This window comes from Gelidibacter sp., assembly GCF_053579655.1.
The window spans coordinates 55,305-74,810 of sequence record NZ_JBMDWE010000002.1; the positions used below are offsets into that span (position 1 = coordinate 55,305).

The window sequence follows — 19,506 nt, forward strand, 5'->3', positions numbered from 1 at the left end:
TTCTTAATTTAACATTGAAAAATGTATCTTGCAGGCGTATAAAATCTTACTATGAACTGGGAGCAATTATTATCATTAAAACGATTTGGAGACACGCACAAACGTATTCGGAAAGAACAGGATGAAACACGTTTGGGTTTTGAAGTCGATTATGATCGTGTCATTTTTTCTTCAGAATTTAGAAGTCTTCAGGATAAAACCCAAGTCATTCCATTGTCAGAAATTGATTTTGTACATACTCGTTTGACACATAGTCTGGAAGTCAGCGTCGTAGGACGAAGTTTAGGCCGTCGTGTGGGCCAGAAAGTATTGGCCAAATACCCACATCTTCAAAATATTCATGGCTATCAAGCCAACGATTTTGGCGCTATTGTGGCTGCGGCTGCCTTGGCCCATGACATTGGGAATCCGCCGTTTGGGCATTCTGGGGAAAAAGCGATCGGTGAATTTTTTAGAAATGGCAAAGGCAAACATTTCCAAACCCATCTGACGGATAAAGAATATCAGGACTTATGTGATTTTGAAGGAAATGCGAACGGTTTTAAAATTTTAACGGAAAGCCGCGTAGGCAGATTGGGAGGTTTGCGTTTAAGTTATGCCACGCTTGGTGCTTTTACGAAATATCCTAAGGAATCCTTGCCTAAAAAACCAACCTCACATATCGCCGATAAAAAATACGGGTTTTTCCAAAGTGAAAAAGCGGCTTTTGTTGAGGTTGCTGAAGAACTCGGACTGGTAAACCGTACAGGAAATCAAGATTTAAGCTATGCCCGCCACCCTTTGGCTTTTCTGGTCGAAGCTGCAGATGATATTTGTTATACCATTATCGATTTTGAAGATGGTATCAACCTCGGTTTGATCGATGAGGAATATGCCTTGGAATATCTGATTAAATTGGTAAGAGATACCATCAATACGAATAATTATCATGCTTTATCCAATACGGAAGACCGCATCAGCTATTTGCGTGCGTTGGCCATCAGTACCTTGATCAATGAAACGGTCGAGTTGTTCATGACGCATGAAGAAGATATTCTCAGTGGAAAATTTGATAAAGCCTTGATGGACGTTTCGAAATATCAGGCCCAAATCAAGGATATTATAAAACTAAGTGTAGAAAAAGTTTACCAATCGGAAGAAGTCGTGGATAAGGAAATCGCCGGATTTAAGATAGTTGATGGCATCCTGGATGTTTTTACAGATACGATAGTTAACCACCACCAAGGCACCTTAAGTAACTATCATAAGTTAATTCTTAAAATTTTTCCAAAAACCTTAGATTTGAACCAAGGAACCTTATATGATAGCTTAATGGGCATTTGTAATTATGTGGCTAAATTTTCAGATAGTAAGGCTATTTTGACGCATAAGAAATTGAGAGGGACACATTTCTAAAAATTATCGTCCGACAAAGAATTAAGACCGCTGCGCTTTTAGAACCAAGAACAAAGACTGAACACGTAAAGTATTGAAATTTTGGATTATGATCTTTTTAGTGTGGATTTATAAAAACAGAAAGATTAAGAACATTAACGAATTAAAGCGCTGAAAGATCTTCATCGATACTATTGGCTAAGAAGATCAATAAAGTTTTAATTGGGTAAAAGTATTCTTTATTTGCACTTCAACGAATTAATTTGCTTTTAGTCAATTTCGTTTATTTAAAGTATTCCTAACTGAATTATTATGAAAAAGAATGCTTTTGGCGCCTTAGTTATTCTGTTGATAACGGTCGCTTTTTTATTTGTAGTTAATGATCTTTCAAAGTCGAATGATCCCGTTCATGCGAATGCACATAATGAGCATCAACAGTCCGATTTAGTTGGACTTGATCGCGAGTAACGCCACTTCAATACTTTTGACAATATGATCGGTGTCAAACTGTGCCAATTGTTGCAATTGCGCAACGCTACCTTGTTCCACGAAAGCATCGGGAACGCCTAATATCTTTATAGGAGTATAATACTGATGTTCTGCGGCAAACTCTAAAATTGCTGAGCCAAATCCACCCTTAACAGTGCCATCTTCAACCGTAATGATGTATTTAAAGGATTTGAAAACTTCATGTAAAAGTGCTTCATCCAAAGGTTTTACAAAACGCATATCATAATGGGCAATTGTATCTTTAGCATCTACTTTTAAAAGCGCTTCTTTTGCGTTTTGGGCGATGAATCCGACAGTTAAAACAGCAATGTCTTTTCCTGATTTGAGTACTTCGCCTTTGCCAATCTCCAGTTTTTTATAAGGTTGTTTCCAATCAGGAATCACACCATAGCCACGCGGATATCTGATGGCGATGGGATGTTGAAGTCCCAGTTGGGCGGTGTACATGATGTTACGCAATTCAGTTTCGTCGCGAGGTGCGAAAATGATGAGGTTGGGAATGCATCTCAAATAGGCCAAATCAAAAACGCCATGATGGGTTGCGCCATCTTCGCCCACTAATCCGGCGCGGTCCAAGCAAAAAATGACTGGCAAATTCTGCAGCGCGACGTCATGAATCACTTGGTCATAAGCGCGCTGCAAAAACGTAGAATAAATATTGCAAAAAACCACCATCCCTTGCGTGGCCATCCCTGCGGAAAGTGTCACGGCATGTTGCTCTGCAATACCCACATCAATGGCGCGATCTGGCATTTGGTCCATCATGAATTTGAGGGAACTTCCGGTGGGCATGGCCGGTGTGATGCCAACAATGTTTGGATTTTGTTCTGCTAATTCAAGTAGCGTTAATCCAAAAACATCCTGAAATTTTGTGAGCGACGATGCTGATTTTGTAATCAAATCGCCTGTTGTGGCGTCGAATTTTCCTGGGGCATGATAGATGACCTGGTTTTCTTCTGCTTGTTTTAAGCCTTTTCCTTTGGTGGTAATTACATGCAAAAACTTTGGTCCTTTTACAGTTTTTAAGCGTTGAAGTTCTTTGATAAGCGCATCCAAATCATGGCCATCAATCGGTCCGGTATAATCAAAATTTAAGGCTTCAAAAATATTGTCCTGTTTTTGAATCCCATTTTTAACATTGGTCAAATATTGTTTGAGGGCGCCCACACTTGGGTCGATGCCGATCGCATTATCATTGAGGATAACCAATAAGTTAGCCTCGGTAACGCCAGCATGATTCAAGCCTTCAAAAGCCATTCCGCTGGCAATGGAAGCGTCGCCAATAATGGCCACATGGTGTCTATCTTCGCCTTTTAATTGCGAGGCAATGGCCATTCCTAATGCTGCTGAAATAGAAGTAGAGGAGTGTCCAACGCCAAAAGTGTCGTAATCACTCTCCTCCCGTTTTGGAAAACCACTGATACCATGAAGTTGTCGATTGGTATGAAAAAGCGACTTTCTACCGGTTAATAGTTTGTGTCCGTAAGCTTGATGGCCAACATCCCAAACCAACAAATCTTCCGGTGTGTTAAAGACATAATGTAAAGCGATGGTCAGTTCAACAACCCCAAGACTCGCGCCCAAATGCCCTTCTTTGGTGGCCACGATATCAATGATAAATTCCCGCAGTTCTTTGGCGAGTTGTGGTAAATCATCTTGATTTAATGCTCTTAAATCGGAAGGAAAATTGATATGATCCAATAATTTTTTCATCTGATTACAAATGTAACACTTGAAATTGTATTTTTGATTTTTAACCCTTGAAGATTGTACCGTGGAAAATCCCTTTGACGACGTTTATTTTATGAGAAAAGCTTTGCAGGAAGCTGAGATTGCTTTTGATAAAGGCGAGATTCCTGTGGGTGCCGTCATTGTGATTGACAATAGAATCATTGCCAGAGCGCATAACTTAACGGAATTGCTTACGGACGTCACAGCGCACGCCGAAATGCAGGCCATAACTGCAGCATCTAATTTTTTAGGCGGAAAGTATCTGACTAACTGTACGCTTTATGTGACCTTGGAGCCTTGCCAAATGTGTGCAGGTGCTTTATATTGGAGTCAAATAAGCAGAATTGTTTACGGCGCAACCGATACCGAAAGAGGCTGTAAAGTATTAAATACCAAGCTTCATCCAAAAACTGTCATGGTTGGCGGTGTTTTAGCAGATGAAGCAGCACAATTGCTAAAACGATTCTTTATTGAAAAACGGAATCTGAATTAAAACTTCTTCTCCTTGCCTTTCTCGCGCATCTTGTCAAGATTTTCTTTCGTCAGCATATAGTCCTTGAAGTTTTTATCTTTCCATCGGTAATAGGAGAATATAGGAAATACAACAAAGAATAAACCAGCGATGCCAAAGCCGATCATTTTTTGAGAATATTCCGTTTCGAAAATAAAACCTCCGGCAATACTGCATAAGGTAAGAATAGATAGGATAATAATTAAATATTTCATTGTTTGTTTAAAAAATTAGACGCGAATTTTTCCCGAAATTACCCGTTCTCTGAACATACTGGCGTAAATTATTACTGTTAATTTCACGAATGAAAATAGACTTTCAGTCTGTTTAAAACCTCTAAGGTACTTTAGTTAAAGTTTGTTTTCTTATAAAAAAGTCCTGCGTTATGCAGGACTTAAATTATTTTGATTTCAAGTTCAATTTTAAACTTAATTCTTCGAGTTGTTTATCATCAATCGGCGCAGGTGCGTCAATCATCACATCACGGCCAGAATTGTTTTTCGGGAACGCAATAAAATCACGAATGGTTTCCTGTCCGCCCAAAATGGCCACTAATCGGTCTAATCCAAAGGCTAATCCACCGTGAGGAGGTGCGCCATATTGGAAAGCATCCATTAAAAATCCGAATTGCGCTTTAGCTTCTTCAGGCGTAAATCCTAAATAATCAAACATTAAGGCTTGGGTTTTTTTATCGTGGATTCTGATAGAACCACCACCAATTTCGTTGCCGTTCAATACCAAATCATAAGCATTCGCTTTTACAGCACCTGGATCTGTTTTCAAGAGTTCCAACTGTCCTGGTTTTGGCGAGGTAAATGGATGGTGCATGGCGTGGTAACGTTTGGTGTCTTCATCCCATTCCAATAATGGGAAATCGACCACCCATAACGGTGCAAATACTTTAGGATCGCGCAAGCCCAAACGGGTTGCCAATTCCATTCGTAAGGCACTTAATTGTGTTCTTACTTTATGGGCGTCTCCGGAAAGGACACAAATAAGGTCTCCAGGTTTTGCGCCAGTTATTTCTGCCCATTTGGCCAAATCATCTTGATCATAAAATTTATCAACCGACGATTTATGAGAGCCGTCCTCATTGTAACGTGAATAGACCATGCCTAAAGCACCGATTTGGGGGCGCTTTACCCAATCAATCAATTGGTCAATTTCTTTACGGGTATAACTGTTTCCGCCAGGAACTGCAATTCCTACCACCAATTCTGCAGTATTGAAAACGCCAAAGTCTTTATGTTGTGCGACGGCGTTTAATTCTCCAAACTCCATTCCAAAACGAATGTCTGGTTTGTCGTTACCATATTTTTGCATGGCTTCGTCATAGGTCATGCGTGGGAATTTTTCAATCTCTATGCCATTGACTTCTTTCAACAAATGACGGGTTAATCCTTCAAAGGCGATTAAGATATCTTCTTGCTCAACAAAGGCCATTTCACAGTCAATTTGTGTGAATTCTGGCTGTCTGTCAGCACGTAAATCTTCATCTCTAAAGCACTTCACAATCTGGAAATATTTATCCATGCCACCAACCATCAACAGTTGTTTGAACGTTTGCGGACTCTGTGGAAGCGCATAAAATTGTCCTTCGTTCATGCGGCTTGGAACCACAAAATCACGCGCGCCTTCTGGCGTTGACTTTATTAAATAAGGAGTTTCAACTTCTATAAAACCTTCTTTTGATAAATAATTGCGCACTTCTTGTGCTACTTTGGCTCTAAAAATCAAACTGTTTTTTACAGGATTTCTTCGGATGTCCAAGTAACGGTATTTCATACGTAACTCTTCACCACCATCCGTATCATCTTCAATCGTAAAAGGCGGGAGAAGTGAGGCATTGAGAATGGTCAATGCCGTCACCAGAATCTCAACATCTCCTGTTGGTAGGTTAGGGTTTTTGGAAGCGCGTTCAATAACGGTGCCTTTAACTTGAATGACGAATTCACGACCTAAGTTTTGTGCTTGTTCCATCAAGGCTTTTGGAGTGCGTTCCTCATCAAAAACAAGTTGAGTAATGCCGTAGCGGTCGCGTAAATCGATCCAAAGCATGAAGCCTTTATCGCGGCTCCTTTGAACCCAGCCTGAAAGTGTAACCTCATTATTGATATGTGATGCTCTTAACTCACCACAGTTGTGACTTCTGTACATAGTATGAAAAATTGAAGTGCAAATTTAATGAAGTTAAATGAGTATCAAATAAAAAGGGAAAACAATTGTTGGTGTTTCTCCTATGTCAGAGACATGGCGTGTTTATTCGGTCCATTGACCTATTTGGTCGATTTCAGTTGCTAGTAATTGTCCAACTTCAAACTTTGCAATATCCACGACATAGGTTTTAGAAATGGAATCATGCCAGCCTTTGCCCTTAACGCCAAGAAATGAAAGGCCGTCAAATGGAATGAGTCTACATAAAGTTCTGATTAAAATATCCTTGGGAGTCGGCTCTTCTCCATTTTGCATAATAACTTTAGTGTTTGTGGCGTATTTGCCTAAAGATCTAAAGGTTAGGCTTTCAAAAATGAAGTAATAAAGCAAAAGCAGCAAGTAGCTGATCGTCAGGTCCTCTATGGTTGATAGTTCAGTGAAAAACTGACCCATTTCGTAATATCCCAAGTAATCGCTTATATAAACGGAAGCAAAACCAAGAACGAACATGATCACATATTGAGGAATTATATCGATAAGATAGTTTAAGAAACGTTTGTTTTTACTGGCAAGCATTTCTTCAGTGATAATAATATTTTGAACCTTCATGTTTTAAGCGGCTAATTTTATCAAATATACAGTTCTCGACCAAAGATTGGAAAGGATTATTTGTCAAAATTTAAAATGAAGTTCTTGGTGATTTACAGCCATAAAAAAAGAGAGCGCAAATAGCGCTCTCTTTAACCCTCATAATTAACTAAACTAACTCACCCATTACTAAAGGATAACTTTGTATTAGTAAAGCCGTCTAATACAAAAGTCAGAGATTACCCCTGACTTTTATTGATTAATAGCATTTAATCTAAAAGTGAATCCCCACGATCACTTTTTAATTGTACTAGGAAATTAAATAAATCCCTGGTCAAATGTCATCAATTTTAATTGCATCTACGTGGATTAATGTATGGTTGGTAGGAAAAACTGTATAGTTGGTAATTCTTGCACAGTTGTTAAATTATTTCGGCTTAAAATAATTATCACGGCCTATATTTTTTACATATGTACCCGTTATACATTAAATGATACTAACTACACATCTTTAGATTAACTTCAGGACGAATAGTATTATATTTAAACTATGATAAAAGCAGTAATTGTTGATGATGAGCCTAAGGCAATCCAAAGTTTGACATGGGAGCTTTCAAACTTTAAGGATGACATTGAAGTGATCAAAACATTCACAAGTCCTGAAGATGCTATTGATTATTTGGACAATAGCGCATTGGATTGTTTGTTTTTGGATATTCAAATGCCAACCATGGATGGTTTTCAGTTTTTGGGGAAACTTACGAATAAGGATTTTGCAGTGGTGATCACCACAGCCTACAATGAATTTGCCATAAAAGCTTTAAAGCACGAGGCTATTGATTATTTGTTGAAGCCTATTGATTCCGATGATTTAAAGGAAACCATCAAGAAGGTTAAAAAGCATAGTTCTAAAAAGTTGAATTCTAACAAAATTGAAGAAGTCCTGGTTAATTTTACTTCAAAATTTAACCAAAAGAAGATTACCATTAATACCGATGGTAAGCTTATATTCTTAGATGCAGATGATATTTTATTTGTCGAATCAGACGGTAATTACAGTACGATCGTCTTAGAGAATGATCCAAAAATTGTAATCACTAAGAAATTGAAAGAAATGAGTGAGGTTTTGCCCGAAAACCAGTTTTTCAGAATTCACAACTCGTACATCATCAATTTAAAAAAAATCAAGGAATTTATAAAGAATGAAGGTTATGTGGTTATGGAATCAAATGACAGAATTCCAGTAGCAAGACAACGAAAATCAGACTTTTTAGAAAAGCTATAATCAGATTCACCATGTTTTTTATCATACACACTAGGCTTTTAAAAGAATCTTTAAGGCTGTTTCTAATGGGGATAGTGTTTTTAGGTGGCGTCATTTCTCTTGAGGCTCAAAATAAAAGCGATGCCGATTTTAAACATGTACTTGAAAGCTTTCAAGGTCATTGGCCCAAACAATATAGTGAAATGGACTCGTTATTCTCAAGGTTTAAGAATGACAGTCTGATTTTAAAGGAATTGATCACTAAATCCTCGAAGGAAAATGCCTTGGAAGTTGAGATTTATGCCCTTAACAAGTTGGGGGAAATTTATAGAAATCGATCCTTATATGATAAATCCTTAAAAACGCACCGACGAGCTGAACAATTAGCGGAAGAAGCTAGTGATATTGAGTTAAAGATTATTAGTCTCAATATGATAGGCGTCGTTTATCGGCGTATGGATTTCATAAAACCAGCACTGGATTATCATAAAAAAGCATTGGATATTGCTAATTCCGTTAAAAACCCATCCAAAGAATTAAAGTTGAGCATTGCGGTTTCTCAAAACAGTATGGGGAATATCTATTTGACACTAAAGCAGTATGATTTGGCCATTGAGCAATTTGAAAAGTCATTGGTCATTGAAAGTCAATCGGGCAACAGATTGGGCTTGGCGATTAATTACCACAACCTTGGATATGCTGATGAGGCCAAAGGACTTTTAGATCTTGCCTTACAAAATTATAAGCGCTCCCTGAATTATAACGAGCAGATCAATTCTGAAGTGGGGCGAGTCATCTGCTACAATAGTATCGGACAGGTTTATATCAAGCAAAAAAAGTTTAAGGATGCTAAGGTTATCATCGAAGAAGGCGTAAAAAAAGCACTTCAATTAGGCGATCAGTATTATTTGGCCTATGCCTATATCAATTTGGGCTGGGTGCAAAATGAATTGGAGATGGATGAATTAGCGGAGGGCAATCTTAAGAAAGGATTGGAGATTTCTGAAGCTTTTGGGTTAAAAACATCTATTGTTGATGCTCATAAGCATCTTTCAGAATTATATAAGAAAAATAGGAATTACGAAAAAGCTTTATATCATTTTGAGCAAGCCGTTGAACTTGAGAAAACCATTTTTACGGATCGTAATATGCAATATGTGAGCGATATTATCATTCAGTATGAAAATGAAGCTAAAAACAACGAGATTTTACAACTTGCCAGCGAAAATGAATTGGTAAAATCAAAGCTCCAACGCAATCAAACTATATTCTGGTCGGCGCTTTTGACATTGGCTATTGTGGCCGGCACCACGATTGCTGTCAGTAGAAACAGGCAATTGAAACATGAAAAACAGATTTTGACTTTAGAGCAGGACATGTTGAGAAGTCAGATGAATCCGCACTTTATCTTCAATTCCCTAAATTCAATTAAGCTTTATATTATCAATAATGATAAGGAAAATGCCGTTTATTATTTGAACAAATTTTCAAAATTTATCCGAAAAATATTGATCGCTTCTACTGAAAAAGTGATCTCCTTAGAAGACGAATTGGATACCATGCAGCTTTATATGAACATTGAAAACATCCGGTTTTCTAATGATATCAATTTTGAAATAAAGGTTGAACCTGGTATTAATATTTCGACTATTAAAGTGCCGTCATTGATTTTACAGCCTTTTCTTGAGAATGCATTATGGCACGGACTTTCTTCCAAAAAAGAAGACAAACAAATCGAATTACGAGTGTATAAGGTCAATAATGATTTTATTAATATTTCGACTACTGATAATGGCATTGGCAGAAAAGCTTCAGAAAAAATTAATCATGATCGGGTGCTCAAAAGAAAATCAGTTGGTTTAGCGATTACTAAAGCGCGATTGGCTAATTTTTCCAAAGGGTTTACGACAGATTATAAAATGGACATTGAGGATTTGTATGATACGCAGGAAAATCCAATAGGTACTCGTATTGTGGTACATATTCCAACACGGACCAATAATTTAAAAACGATCTAATTGCAGGCCAAAAGGTGTGGCAGGAAGTTTATTTTTCCAATCCTCGCCAAATTTTGAAATTAAGTAGGCTTCTATTCTTTTGTTGGTTTGCATCGCTGTTTTAAATGAAATTGGATCGACCACGCAGTTTTCACTGATAAATCCTACACCATAAGCGCTTTTAAAAATCTTGGCAGCTTCAGGATCGATGGCGACTAATCCATGAGCTATAAAATTTATACTGCCCAACGCGATGCCTTCTTCAAGGTGTTCTGTTGAAATGTTGGAAATGTCTTGCATTGGAAAACGCCTCTCGGTTGAAGCTGAGGCCACCTCTTTTGTTTTGTTTTCCAATCGAATGGTTATGACGTTTTTTCGTTCTGTAATCTTCACAGGATAAGATGTGAAAGCATGAACAACCTCCGAATAAAATCTAAAATGATATTTCCCATATTTAGGAAGTTGAATGGTAAAACTATCTAATGAATTGACTTGAATACTTTGATTGGTTTCTGTAATATAGAATACGCCTGAAATAGACGTATTATCAGTATTATTTTCGAAAGTGATTAGGGTTGTAATTGGCCTAGAAAAAACGGAAGTTATAGAGGTGGTTAAAACGAGGAGGCAAATAATTGCTTTCATGAGATATGTTTTGAATACATTCAAAAATAAGGAAATTGGAGCGTTCGTTTAATTTTAATTGAGCAAAAAAGGCATTTCAATGAGTGAAACGCCTTTTTATTTTAGGAAACGATTGTGAGGTGGAAAGCTGAGGTTAACTACCAAAGACACCGCCTAGCATCGAACCATAATTTGAAGGTGTAATTGAAAAGTCTGTCTTTTCCAAGGCGATGCAAGTCATCGTCATGTTGTTTTTAGATTTCTTTTTGTCAACATAGTGCATTTCCATCATGAGACCGTCGCTATATTTTTTCATCCAAGACGGATTAAATCCTTTTGGCATTTTGTTCTTTCCAGTGTTCCACATTTTGTTAAAGCTTATGGGCGCTTCATCGGTGATGTAAATTGTGACTTCACTGTCTTTGTTTTCCATGATAAAACCTTGGCATTTATAACCTAAAATGGTTTTGGAGCCTATTTCTTTAATGGTATAATCAGAAGCGTTATTGTCCGCGTCAAAATCGCTGAGTTTGATCTTCGTTTTTTGTACCACTTTTTTGCCCATCACTTCCATAAACATGGCGGTAACTAGGTTTTCGTTGTCCATGACCGTAAACATGTTCATGCCCTGTTGATCTTTGCCCATCATAGGAAGAGCAAAACCAAAATATTCGGCATCTTTTTTTAGATAATAATCAAATTGAATATCATCTTTATTGCTGGTCATATTAAGCTTATAGGTATAATCAAAATCATAGATGTCCTTAAGTTCTTTTGAATTATTTTGGGCGAGGATTAGATTTGAAGACCATAAAAATATGAAGCCAAGAACGGCTCTAAGTAGCATGTTTTTCATTTGTTTTAATTATTAGAATAATTTGTTAATAGCCTTAAAGACTACAAGTTACTAAAACAAATGTTTTGAAAACGAAGAAATGTATGGTTTGCAGTAAATGCTGTATGGTTGGTAAAAAAATGAAGACTATTGATAGTTTTCAGCCACTTTTTCAAGCTCCATATACCAATCTTCTCCAAATTTTCTGATAAGCGCCTGCTTGACAAATTTGTAAACCGGAACCTGAAGTTCTTTCCCTAAAGTACAGGCGTCATCACAAATTTCCCATTTATGATAATTAATTGCTGAAAACTCAGAATAGTCGGTAACACGAATCGGATACAAGTGACAGGATACTGGTTTTTTCCAATCGATTACGCCTTGATTGTAGGCTTCTTCAAAAGCGCAAAGCGCCGTTCCTTTTTTGTCAAATATCACATAAGCACAATCGGCACCATCAATGAGCGGCGTTTCAAAATCGCCATCTTCTGTAGTAATAAAAGTTCCTTGAGCTTCAATGGCATCGATGCCCACTTGTCGCAAAAATGGTTTGACTTTATCATAAATGTCCTCCATTATTTTTGTTTCGGCTAATTCCAAAGGTGCACCAGCATCGCCATCAATACAGCAAGCGCCTTTGCACGCAGACAAATTGCATACAAAATCCTTTTTGATAATGTCTTCTGAAACGATGGTTTTTCCTAGTTGAAACATAATGTATTAGCTTAAAAATGAGCGGGTTTTTATTCGAAAAGTGAGTGCAAAAATAGCTAATATTTGCTGTTATTTGGCATTTAAATCGGTATTAATAATTTACTTTTGCATAAAATTTAACGGTTTGTCTTATGGAACTTGATGTAAAGGAGATTTTTACAGCGTTTATGATTTTGTTTGCGGTTATTGATATTATTGGCAACATCCCGATTGTCATCGATTTGCGCAAAAAATTTGGGCATATCGAAAGTGGTAAGGCCTCTATAATTGCTGGATTGATTCTTATCACATTTCTGTTTTTAGGGCAAAATATTTTATCCCTCATAGGTATTGATATCAACTCCTTCGCAGTAGCAGGTGCTTTTATTTTGTTTTTTATTGCTTTGGAAATGACTTTGGGAATTACCTTATATAAAACTGAAGAAAGCAGTAGCATGACAGCAACCGTCTTTCCATTGGCCTTCCCGTTGATTGCTGGGCCAGGAAGCTTAACGACCTTATTGTCTTTACGTGCAGAGTATTCGGTAGAAAACATCATTGTTGCTGTTTTGTTGAATGTTGTTGTTATCTTTATCGTCTTAAAAACTTCGTCAAAAATTGAGCGTTTTCTTGGGCCAAGTGGCATCAACGTGATCCGAAAGGTATTTGGTGTTGTGTTATTGGCAATTGCCGTAAAATTATTTGCCCATAACATCAAGACTTTGTTTGAAATGGTTTAATCAAATCACTAATTTATTATGAAAATCACAACTATAGTTTTATCAATCATCGCATTGGCGCTTATTGTTTTCAATGTTACGCAACTTAATTTTAGTCATCTTTTTGAAGGCGATAGTATTGTGGCATTGATCACGATTGTGCTATCTCTTTGTGCTATTCTTTTACTACAGATTCTCCGAATTTCAAAGCGTATTGAAAAGCTTTCAAAGCAGAAGCGTAATGTATGATGTGCTGATTATTGGTGCTGGAGCTGCAGGGATGTCTTGTGCCTTGGTTTTGGGTTCAGCACAAACAAAAGTTTTTGCCATAAATAAGCGGATAGGCTTGATTGCGCACCAACGAGCTTCTCACTTGCAAACTGCGTTGTTTAATAATGTTTTGGGGTTGGAACCTGGGACTTTGGGTTCTGATATTTTATTGCAAGGTAAAGCGCAGCTCAACACTTCATATCCTCATGTTGATCAAATTGAAAACGAAAAAGTAAAGTCTATTTTAAAAACTTCTGATGGTTTTGCCATTGCAACCAATAAAGATATCTACACTTCTAAAATTGTGGTTGTAGCTGTTGGATATACGAACCTTATTAATATTGAAGGATTAGAATCTTACATTGCGCCACACCCAAAAGCTACGGCTGCAAAAGAGCGTATTTGGTTGAAAAACGAAAATCATTTGATTGCCGATGGTTTATATGTTGCAGGAACATTGGCCGGATTGAGAAGCCAATTTGCGATTGCTAGTGGCAGCGGTGCTCAAGTGGCCACAGATATTTTGACGCTTTGGAATGATGGCAATGACGCGCATGTTCACGATAAAATCTGAGGATAGAACACAGATGACGCTGATCGAGCAGATTTTTCACTGATTTTGCTGGCTCAAATTAAGTTGAAATACTTTGTTTTAGTGAGTCTCGCTTTAGCTTCTAAACATTCGGACACGGATTTCACGGATTTTCACAGACTCACTCGTTCCTTGAGAATACTGATGTAAATTAATTATCTTAAATTTCACGAATGCAGCTGATATTCGGTCTGTTGTGAAAAAGTTTATGGACGTTAGCTCATTGATTTATTTACCTATAGGAAATCAGAGAAAATCATAAGAAATCTGATCAGCGTTCCATAGGTCATATGTTAATCTGTTGGTTTGCGGCTAGTGCTAGCGCTGATATTTTGACACTAATTTCACTAATTTTCACGAATTCACTCGTTCTCTGAAAAGGCTGAGGTAAATTATTTGCTATAAATTTCACAAATGCAGCAGACTTTTTAACGCTTTGGAATGATGGAAAGGACGAGAATGTTCATGATGAAATCTGAGTATCGAACACAGATGACGCTGATTTATTAATCTCAAATTAAGATTATATGTTTCAATAAATCTCAATTCATCTTCTGAAAATTTTTACACGAATTTCACGAATTTTCACCGATTCACTCTTCTCTTAAAATACTGACTGAATTATTTATCATATATTTCACAAATGCATTTTCTTCGTCTGTTTTTTTTGAAAATTTCCTCTGAACTTAGTTTGGGTTTACTAGGCATTTTAGTCCATAATGATGTAATTGTCTGCCAAAGAAATCTGTTGACATCATAAACAATCTGCGTCACCCGCCTGAACGGACGGGCAGGTCAGCGTTCCATAAATCAAAAGCTAGCTTGATTACTCAATCCCCAATAAAAAATAAGAATAAAAAATAAATAATAGAAATCTATTCCTTGATGCTCAACTTTATCACTTCCTTAATCATCTCATCTGAAGTATTGGAGATTTCTTCTGCAGCATTTGAACCATATAACTGATCGGCTAAAGCAGCCTTGATGAGTAGTTTCATTTCGCGATTATAGGCCACAAATGTAACTTTAGCGTTTTCTTTGACATTGATATAATCTTGAAATCGTCTCACAAGATCGTCGCTGACTTCAAAATTAGAGATAAATTCTTGCTGGCTGATCGTTTTATAGCGCTCACGATCTTTATCAAGTTCCTCAAAAACAAAATAGCTAATCAGGCCACTGCGCTTGATGAAGTTTAAGGTTTCATTTTGAATACTCGAATTTAAAGGAACAAAAATATCAGGAATGATGCCGCCACCGCCATAAACAATTTTCCCTTTAGGCGTTGTAAACTTTAAGGAATCAGAAACTTGGATATTGTTCTCGTCATTAAACTCCCCACTACTTCGACGCTTGTAATAGTCATTGTAATAGTCTTCATTATGCCCGTTGTCGTAAGGCCGTTGAATGGAACGTCCGGTAGGTGTGTAATATCTGGAGACTGTTAATCGTACCGCGCTGCCATCGCCCAGGGCCATTTCGCGTTGTACTAAGCCTTTTCCATAACTTCTACGCCCAATAATAGTGCCCTTGTCATTGTCTTGCAAGGCTCCAGCAACAATCTCACTTGCAGACGCCGAATTTTCATTGATCAGAATAAATACTTCGCCTTCTTCAAAATCGCCTTTACGCGTTGCGAAACTTTTTTCAATGCGTCCCGATTTGTTTTTTGTGAAAAGAATCAACTTGCCGTTTTCTAAAAACTCATCTACAATTTGCTCCGCAATCGCTAAGAATCCGCCGGGATTATCACGTAAATCCAATGCTAATTGCGTGGCGCCTTGGTCTTGTAAATCGTCCAATGCTTTTTTAAACTCCTTATACGTAGACTCGGCAAATCTGTTGATTTTAATGTAGCCTAAATAGGGCGTAAGCATATAAGCGGCATCCACGCTGTTTATTGGAATGTTTGCGCGCTTTACGACAAAATCGAGCAGTTCTTTTTCGCCTTTTCTGTAAACTTTCAATCGGATTTTACTGTTTTTATCCCCTTTTAGTTTCTGAATGATGTCTTCATTGCTCCATTGGCTTCCGAATATAGAATCGCCATCGGCTATGATAATGCGATCACCACTTTTAATACCTGCCTTTTCGCTTGGCCCTCCTTCAAGTGGTCTGATAACTGCAATGGTATCTTTGTAGGAATAAAAGCTTACGCCAATCCCCACAAAATCACCTTTCATGTTTTCGCTCACCCTTTGCATCTCTCTTTTCGGAATGTATATGGAATGTGGATCCAGTTTTTCCAAAATGCCATTGACGGTAACATCAACGATGCTATCGGTGTTGACGTTGTCAACATATTCATAATCAATATAATCAATGAGTCGGTTGAGTTTGTCTTTTTTACTGTTTGAAGTAAATAAACGATCAGAAGTGTCCGTGAAATTTAGCTTTCCACCAATAACAACGCCAGCTGCAATGGCAACGCCAATAATTAATGGGATATATTTATTATTAAAAGCCATTATGCGTTTAAATCTTCAATAAGTTGTAATTCTATGCCAGCTTTGGCCAAGAATTCAAGTCCGGAATCGTCTTTATAGCCTTCATGATAAACCACTCGAATAATGCCAGCTTGATGGATCAGTTTGCTACATTCTTTACAAGGCGATAATGTAATGTATAAAGTCGCTCCTTTGCAGGATTGTGTTGATGCCGCTACTTTTAAAATGGCATTGGCCTCGGCATGAAGCACATACCATTTGGTGTAGCCCTCATCGTCTTCACAATAATTTTCGAAACCTGTAGGCGTCCCATTGTAACCGTCAGAAATAATCATCCTGTCCTTGACGATGAGTGCGCCAACTTGCTTGCGTTTGCAATGGGATAATTTGCCCCATTCTTTTGCTATTCTTAAGTACGCTTTATCATAGCGTAACTGTTTTTTATTTGACATTAATTTGTTTTAATATTTGATTGGCAAGCTTTTTAACAGATCCGTGGCTCTCGTGAAATTTATGAGCTTCTATTTGACCATATGAGAACGCTAATAATTCTTCAGTAAAACTACAACGAATTTAAAAGGTTCATGTTTTAATTTTTACAATTTCGAGTTAAAATTTCAGTAAAATTTAAAGGATTAGAAAAATAACTTATTGTTTATCAGCATAGGTATGATTACTCCCACAACAATTGCCGAAAGTACCACAATCCAATCGCGTTTTGAAAACCTGAAAATAGTTTCGCATAAAAAGCCTAAAAACAACACGGCAAACGCAACAATTATTTGTCCTAATTCTATGCCTATCTCAATTCCAATTAAAGGCACTATTTTACTGTCTGTTTTGGCTGTAAACATTTTGAAATCGCCGACGAAACTGAGCCCTTGGATCAAACCGAAAAATACGGTTGATAAGAACAAGATACCAACTTTTTCACTTGGTGCTTTCTTGCCTGCCGTAAAAACGTTGTACAAGGCTACAACCAAAATAGTTATAGGAATCAGAAATGCAATCAAGGTGCCTTTGATGCTGACAATGCCATAAAAAGCTAATAGCAAACTAACTGTATGACCTAAGGTGAACATGGTCACTAAAAGCAAGATGCGCTTCCAATCCTTAAAAGCATAAGGAACGGTCAATACCAATAAAAAAAGGATGTGAGTGTATGTTTTAAAGTTCAGAATATGGTTCATTCCGTACTGTATGTTGAGCCAAAAATTGTCGAGCATCTGTTTGTTATTTGGGTTGCTTCAAAGGTACAAGGATTGAGATGAGTTGCAAATAAATAGAGGGTATAATGTTGAGCTATTGTGAGGTGTGTTTAATGAGGAAGCGTAGAAGGATTAACGATTGAAGATTTTTGATTTTTGAAGTTCGCACTCGGACGGATGACGAACAGAAAATAGATGAAAGAAAGTTTCAGAGAATGCGGTCAGATGAGCGATGAACGAAGTTCATAAATTGAAATAAATTCAGTGATGTCCTCGCGATCTCTACATGAGAAATCGAGGTCGAAATCAGGCGGATTCTGTCGAGAAACGTTGATGAATCGCTCAGAATATAAATATTGGATAGCTCTTTTTCAATTCGTGTAAAAAAGACGTTCTCCAGTTTTTTTTTAGCGGTAATGCAGGCCCGCATAGGCCAGTTTTCTGAACAATCTAAAATCCAAAGCTTCGTTCTGGATATAGGAGTGTGGATTGTTTGGGTTTTCATGTGAAAAATCAAAATCGCTATGGCATTTATCAAGAATGGAAGCGGTGTTTTTTATTAGTTCTGGAAATTCACGATAGGTATCGCACAATTCCTGATACGGCAAAATTCTGTCGGTTTCCTGGCCTTGTTCACTTTTTGAAAGTTTGCTCAACAAGGTGTTGTTGTCGATGGCGCGTAATAAGCGATGGGTGTTAAAATCCTTTTTGTTCTGAAATGAAACGGTTTGCAGTACGACCAATTTATTTCGAAATGCATTCCATTTAGAGAACTTGAGATGGTTCAAGTCTTTCGGTTTAATGCCTAAAAACTCATGTTCTTTGAGATGGTATGTTTTTTTATGGATGTAGGGATAAATCACAAAAACATCATCTAATTCTGGGGCAATTTCAGGGATTTTCAATTCTGAATCGTGCAAGAATTTAGAGAGGTAATCATTGATGTTTTTATACCCGTTGTTGTTTTTGGCAATCAGTATAAATTGTTGTTGCGCACCATTTCTAAAGTCGACACCTAAAACAGGTTTGATTTTATATTTAGAAGATAATCGCACAAAATCCAAGCATGCCGAAGTGTTATTGATATCGGTCAATGCCAAAGTCTGCAAGCCGTTTTCGGAAGCAATAGCAAGTAATTGCTCTGGCTTAATAGTGCCGTAGCGAAGGCTGTAGTAGGTGTGACAATTGAGATACATTTGTTCTTGTTGTTTATGATTTCTCAAAATTAGCTATTATATGTAGTTTTCATTGCTTACATTTGTAGTAAGTCAAAAATAATCGATTTTAGATGGGATGGATTTTCGGATATCTTGCAGACAAAATTTCAATGTGTTTTAAATTTCATTTACTTGTGAAATAGGTGGTATCCTTAAAAAAAGTGATATCGATTTAATAGAATAATTATGAAAACAGAAGCTTTAAAAATCAATGTTGTTCAGCGTATCTTGAGTATTTCCGATAAGGGATTATTGCAGAAAATAGAAAATCTGTTGAATAAGGAAAATGTCTTTGCTTTTGATGTGGAGGGCAATCCTATAACTGAGAACGATTATGTCAAAAATTTGGATGCTGTCATTGATGAAATTGTTGCTGAGAAAGCCGACTTGTATACCACTACTGACGTTTTAAAACGTATTGCAGATGATAATAAGCTGGCACTCTAAAGCTGTTGACGATCTCAACGAAAATATAAAACACATTGCCAAAGAAAGTCCACAAAATGCGGTACATGTTTTAAAAACAATTACAGCGCTTTGCGATAGTTTGGGAAATATGCCCTATAAATACCCAAAGGAGCCTGTCTATAATTCAGAAAGCGTACGTTTTGTAACAAAATGGAGTTTTAAGATTATTTATAGGGTTGAGGTAGAACGCATTTATATCTTGAGAATATTCAATACTTATCAAAAGCCGGGTAACGTTTTTGAATGATTTTTTAGTCCTAAACGTTTTAAAAAAAATTAGAAATCAATACTGTGCGATACCATA

The 19,506-nt window shown here is 37.2% G+C and carries 22 protein-coding genes; 10 read left to right on the forward strand and 12 right to left on the reverse strand.

Annotation, left to right across the window (positions count from 1 at the left end):
* Nucleotides 1-51: 51 nt before the first annotated feature.
* Together dgt and ACOH2D_RS01505 are read left to right on the forward strand one after the other, a co-directional pair.
* On the forward strand, nt 52-1,395 hold the full coding sequence (gene dgt / locus ACOH2D_RS01500) for a dGTP triphosphohydrolase (RefSeq protein WP_348034804.1): 1,344 nt from the start codon (nt 52-54) through the stop codon (nt 1,393-1,395).
* 291 nt (nt 1,396-1,686) lie between these two features.
* On the forward strand, nt 1,687-1,842 hold the full coding sequence (locus ACOH2D_RS01505) for a hypothetical protein (RefSeq protein ID WP_348034803.1): 156 nt from the start codon (nt 1,687-1,689) through the stop codon (nt 1,840-1,842).
* Here the strand turns inward: ACOH2D_RS01505 and dxs are convergent.
* Nucleotides 1,819-3,597, reverse strand: coding sequence for a 1-deoxy-D-xylulose-5-phosphate synthase (dxs, locus tag ACOH2D_RS01510; protein WP_449534173.1), 1,779 nt, complete (start codon nt 3,595-3,597; stop codon nt 1,819-1,821). The genes ACOH2D_RS01505 and dxs overlap by 24 nt on opposite strands.
* Nucleotides 3,598-3,658: 61 nt before the next feature.
* On the opposite strand from dxs, the gene ACOH2D_RS01515 reads away from it, so the two are divergent.
* Entirely contained in the window at nt 3,659-4,108 is a 450-nt protein-coding gene (locus ACOH2D_RS01515) for a nucleoside deaminase (protein WP_449534174.1), read from the forward strand.
* Here ACOH2D_RS01515 and ACOH2D_RS01520 read toward each other — a convergent pair.
* The 3 genes from ACOH2D_RS01520 to ACOH2D_RS01530 form a co-directional block, all read right to left on the reverse strand.
* Nucleotides 4,105-4,341, reverse strand: a complete 237-nt coding sequence (locus ACOH2D_RS01520) for a hypothetical protein (protein WP_348034800.1) — start codon at nt 4,339-4,341, stop codon at nt 4,105-4,107. The genes ACOH2D_RS01515 and ACOH2D_RS01520 overlap by 4 nt on opposite strands.
* A 184-nt stretch (nt 4,342-4,525) precedes the next feature.
* On the reverse strand, nt 4,526-6,283 hold the full coding sequence (gene aspS, locus ACOH2D_RS01525) for an aspartate--tRNA ligase (RefSeq protein WP_449534175.1): 1,758 nt from the start codon (nt 6,281-6,283) through the stop codon (nt 4,526-4,528).
* A gap of 102 nt (nt 6,284-6,385) precedes the next feature.
* A complete protein-coding gene (locus ACOH2D_RS01530; RefSeq protein ID WP_449534176.1) occupies nt 6,386-6,889 on the reverse strand; it encodes an RDD family protein in 504 nt (167 codons plus the stop codon).
* 529 nt (nt 6,890-7,418) lie between these two features.
* On the opposite strand from ACOH2D_RS01530, the gene ACOH2D_RS01535 reads away from it, so the two are divergent.
* Nucleotides 7,419-8,153: a LytR/AlgR family response regulator transcription factor gene (locus tag ACOH2D_RS01535; protein WP_348034797.1), complete on the forward strand. Its 735-nt coding sequence runs from the start codon at nt 7,419-7,421 to the stop codon at nt 8,151-8,153.
* 11 nt (nt 8,154-8,164) lie between these two features.
* Nucleotides 8,165-10,150 (forward strand): tetratricopeptide repeat-containing sensor histidine kinase, encoded by a 1,986-nt coding sequence (locus ACOH2D_RS01540; RefSeq protein ID WP_449534177.1) that lies wholly within the window; start codon nt 8,165-8,167, stop codon nt 10,148-10,150.
* Here ACOH2D_RS01540 and ACOH2D_RS01545 read toward each other — a convergent pair.
* The 3 genes from ACOH2D_RS01545 to ACOH2D_RS01555 all read right to left on the reverse strand — a co-directional run bounded on the left by ACOH2D_RS01545 (nt 10,136) and on the right by ACOH2D_RS01555 (nt 12,302).
* A complete protein-coding gene (locus tag ACOH2D_RS01545; protein WP_449534178.1) occupies nt 10,136-10,774 on the reverse strand; it encodes an FEKKY domain-containing protein in 639 nt (212 codons plus the stop codon). The two genes, ACOH2D_RS01540 and ACOH2D_RS01545, sit on opposite strands and share 15 nt — an antisense overlap.
* 133 nt (nt 10,775-10,907) lie before the next feature.
* Nucleotides 10,908-11,609 (reverse strand): DUF4412 domain-containing protein, encoded by a 702-nt coding sequence (locus ACOH2D_RS01550; protein WP_348034794.1) that lies wholly within the window; start codon nt 11,607-11,609, stop codon nt 10,908-10,910.
* Between the two features lie 126 nt (nt 11,610-11,735).
* The gene (locus tag ACOH2D_RS01555) at nt 11,736-12,302 is read right to left on the reverse strand and encodes a DUF3109 family protein (protein ID WP_348034793.1); all 567 of its coding nucleotides are present in this window, start codon (nt 12,300-12,302) and stop codon (nt 11,736-11,738) included.
* A gap of 131 nt (nt 12,303-12,433) precedes the next feature.
* Here ACOH2D_RS01555 and ACOH2D_RS01560 point away from each other — a divergent pair, with 131 nt between their 5' ends.
* From ACOH2D_RS01560 to ACOH2D_RS01570, 3 genes are read left to right on the forward strand one after another with little or no spacing between them, the layout of a single operon-like run.
* On the forward strand, nt 12,434-13,021 hold the full coding sequence (locus tag ACOH2D_RS01560; RefSeq protein WP_348034792.1) for a MarC family protein: 588 nt from the start codon (nt 12,434-12,436) through the stop codon (nt 13,019-13,021).
* An 18-nt stretch (nt 13,022-13,039) separates the two neighbouring features.
* Nucleotides 13,040-13,249 (forward strand): hypothetical protein, encoded by a 210-nt coding sequence (locus ACOH2D_RS01565; RefSeq protein ID WP_348034791.1) that lies wholly within the window; start codon nt 13,040-13,042, stop codon nt 13,247-13,249.
* A complete protein-coding gene (locus tag ACOH2D_RS01570; RefSeq protein WP_348034810.1) occupies nt 13,242-13,844 on the forward strand; it encodes an FAD-dependent oxidoreductase in 603 nt (200 codons plus the stop codon). Before ACOH2D_RS01565 ends, ACOH2D_RS01570 begins: the two co-directional genes overlap by 8 nt.
* Before the next feature lie 893 nt (nt 13,845-14,737).
* Here ACOH2D_RS01570 and ACOH2D_RS01575 read toward each other — a convergent pair.
* The 5 genes from ACOH2D_RS01575 to ACOH2D_RS01595 all read right to left on the reverse strand — a co-directional run bounded on the left by ACOH2D_RS01575 (nt 14,738) and on the right by ACOH2D_RS01595 (nt 18,740).
* A complete protein-coding gene (locus ACOH2D_RS01575; RefSeq protein ID WP_449534179.1) occupies nt 14,738-16,330 on the reverse strand; it encodes a S41 family peptidase in 1,593 nt (530 codons plus the stop codon).
* The gene (locus ACOH2D_RS01580; RefSeq protein WP_449534180.1) at nt 16,330-16,761 is read right to left on the reverse strand and encodes a deoxycytidylate deaminase; all 432 of its coding nucleotides are present in this window, start codon (nt 16,759-16,761) and stop codon (nt 16,330-16,332) included. Before ACOH2D_RS01580 ends, ACOH2D_RS01575 begins: the two co-directional genes overlap by 1 nt.
* Before the next feature lie 183 nt (nt 16,762-16,944).
* Nucleotides 16,945-17,535 carry a HupE/UreJ family protein gene (locus ACOH2D_RS01585; RefSeq protein WP_449534181.1) on the reverse strand — a complete coding sequence of 197 codons (591 nt, stop codon included), beginning with the start codon at nt 17,533-17,535 and terminating at the stop codon, nt 16,945-16,947.
* 203 nt (nt 17,536-17,738) lie between these two features.
* The gene (locus ACOH2D_RS01590; RefSeq protein WP_449534252.1) at nt 17,739-17,879 is read right to left on the reverse strand and encodes a hypothetical protein; all 141 of its coding nucleotides are present in this window, start codon (nt 17,877-17,879) and stop codon (nt 17,739-17,741) included.
* A gap of 45 nt (nt 17,880-17,924) precedes the next feature.
* Nucleotides 17,925-18,740, reverse strand: a complete 816-nt coding sequence (locus ACOH2D_RS01595; RefSeq protein ID WP_449534182.1) for a PHP domain-containing protein — start codon at nt 18,738-18,740, stop codon at nt 17,925-17,927.
* Nucleotides 18,741-18,920: 180 nt separating this feature from the next.
* Between ACOH2D_RS01595 and ACOH2D_RS01600 the strand changes: the two genes are divergently transcribed.
* Together ACOH2D_RS01600 and ACOH2D_RS01605 are read left to right on the forward strand one after the other, a co-directional pair.
* Nucleotides 18,921-19,181, forward strand: coding sequence for a hypothetical protein (locus ACOH2D_RS01600; protein WP_348034786.1), 261 nt, complete (start codon nt 18,921-18,923; stop codon nt 19,179-19,181).
* Nucleotides 19,159-19,449, forward strand: a complete 291-nt coding sequence (locus ACOH2D_RS01605) for a type II toxin-antitoxin system RelE/ParE family toxin (protein WP_348034785.1) — start codon at nt 19,159-19,161, stop codon at nt 19,447-19,449. The genes ACOH2D_RS01600 and ACOH2D_RS01605 overlap by 23 nt, the downstream gene beginning before the upstream one ends.
* The last annotated feature ends 57 nt before the right edge of the window (nt 19,450-19,506 follow it).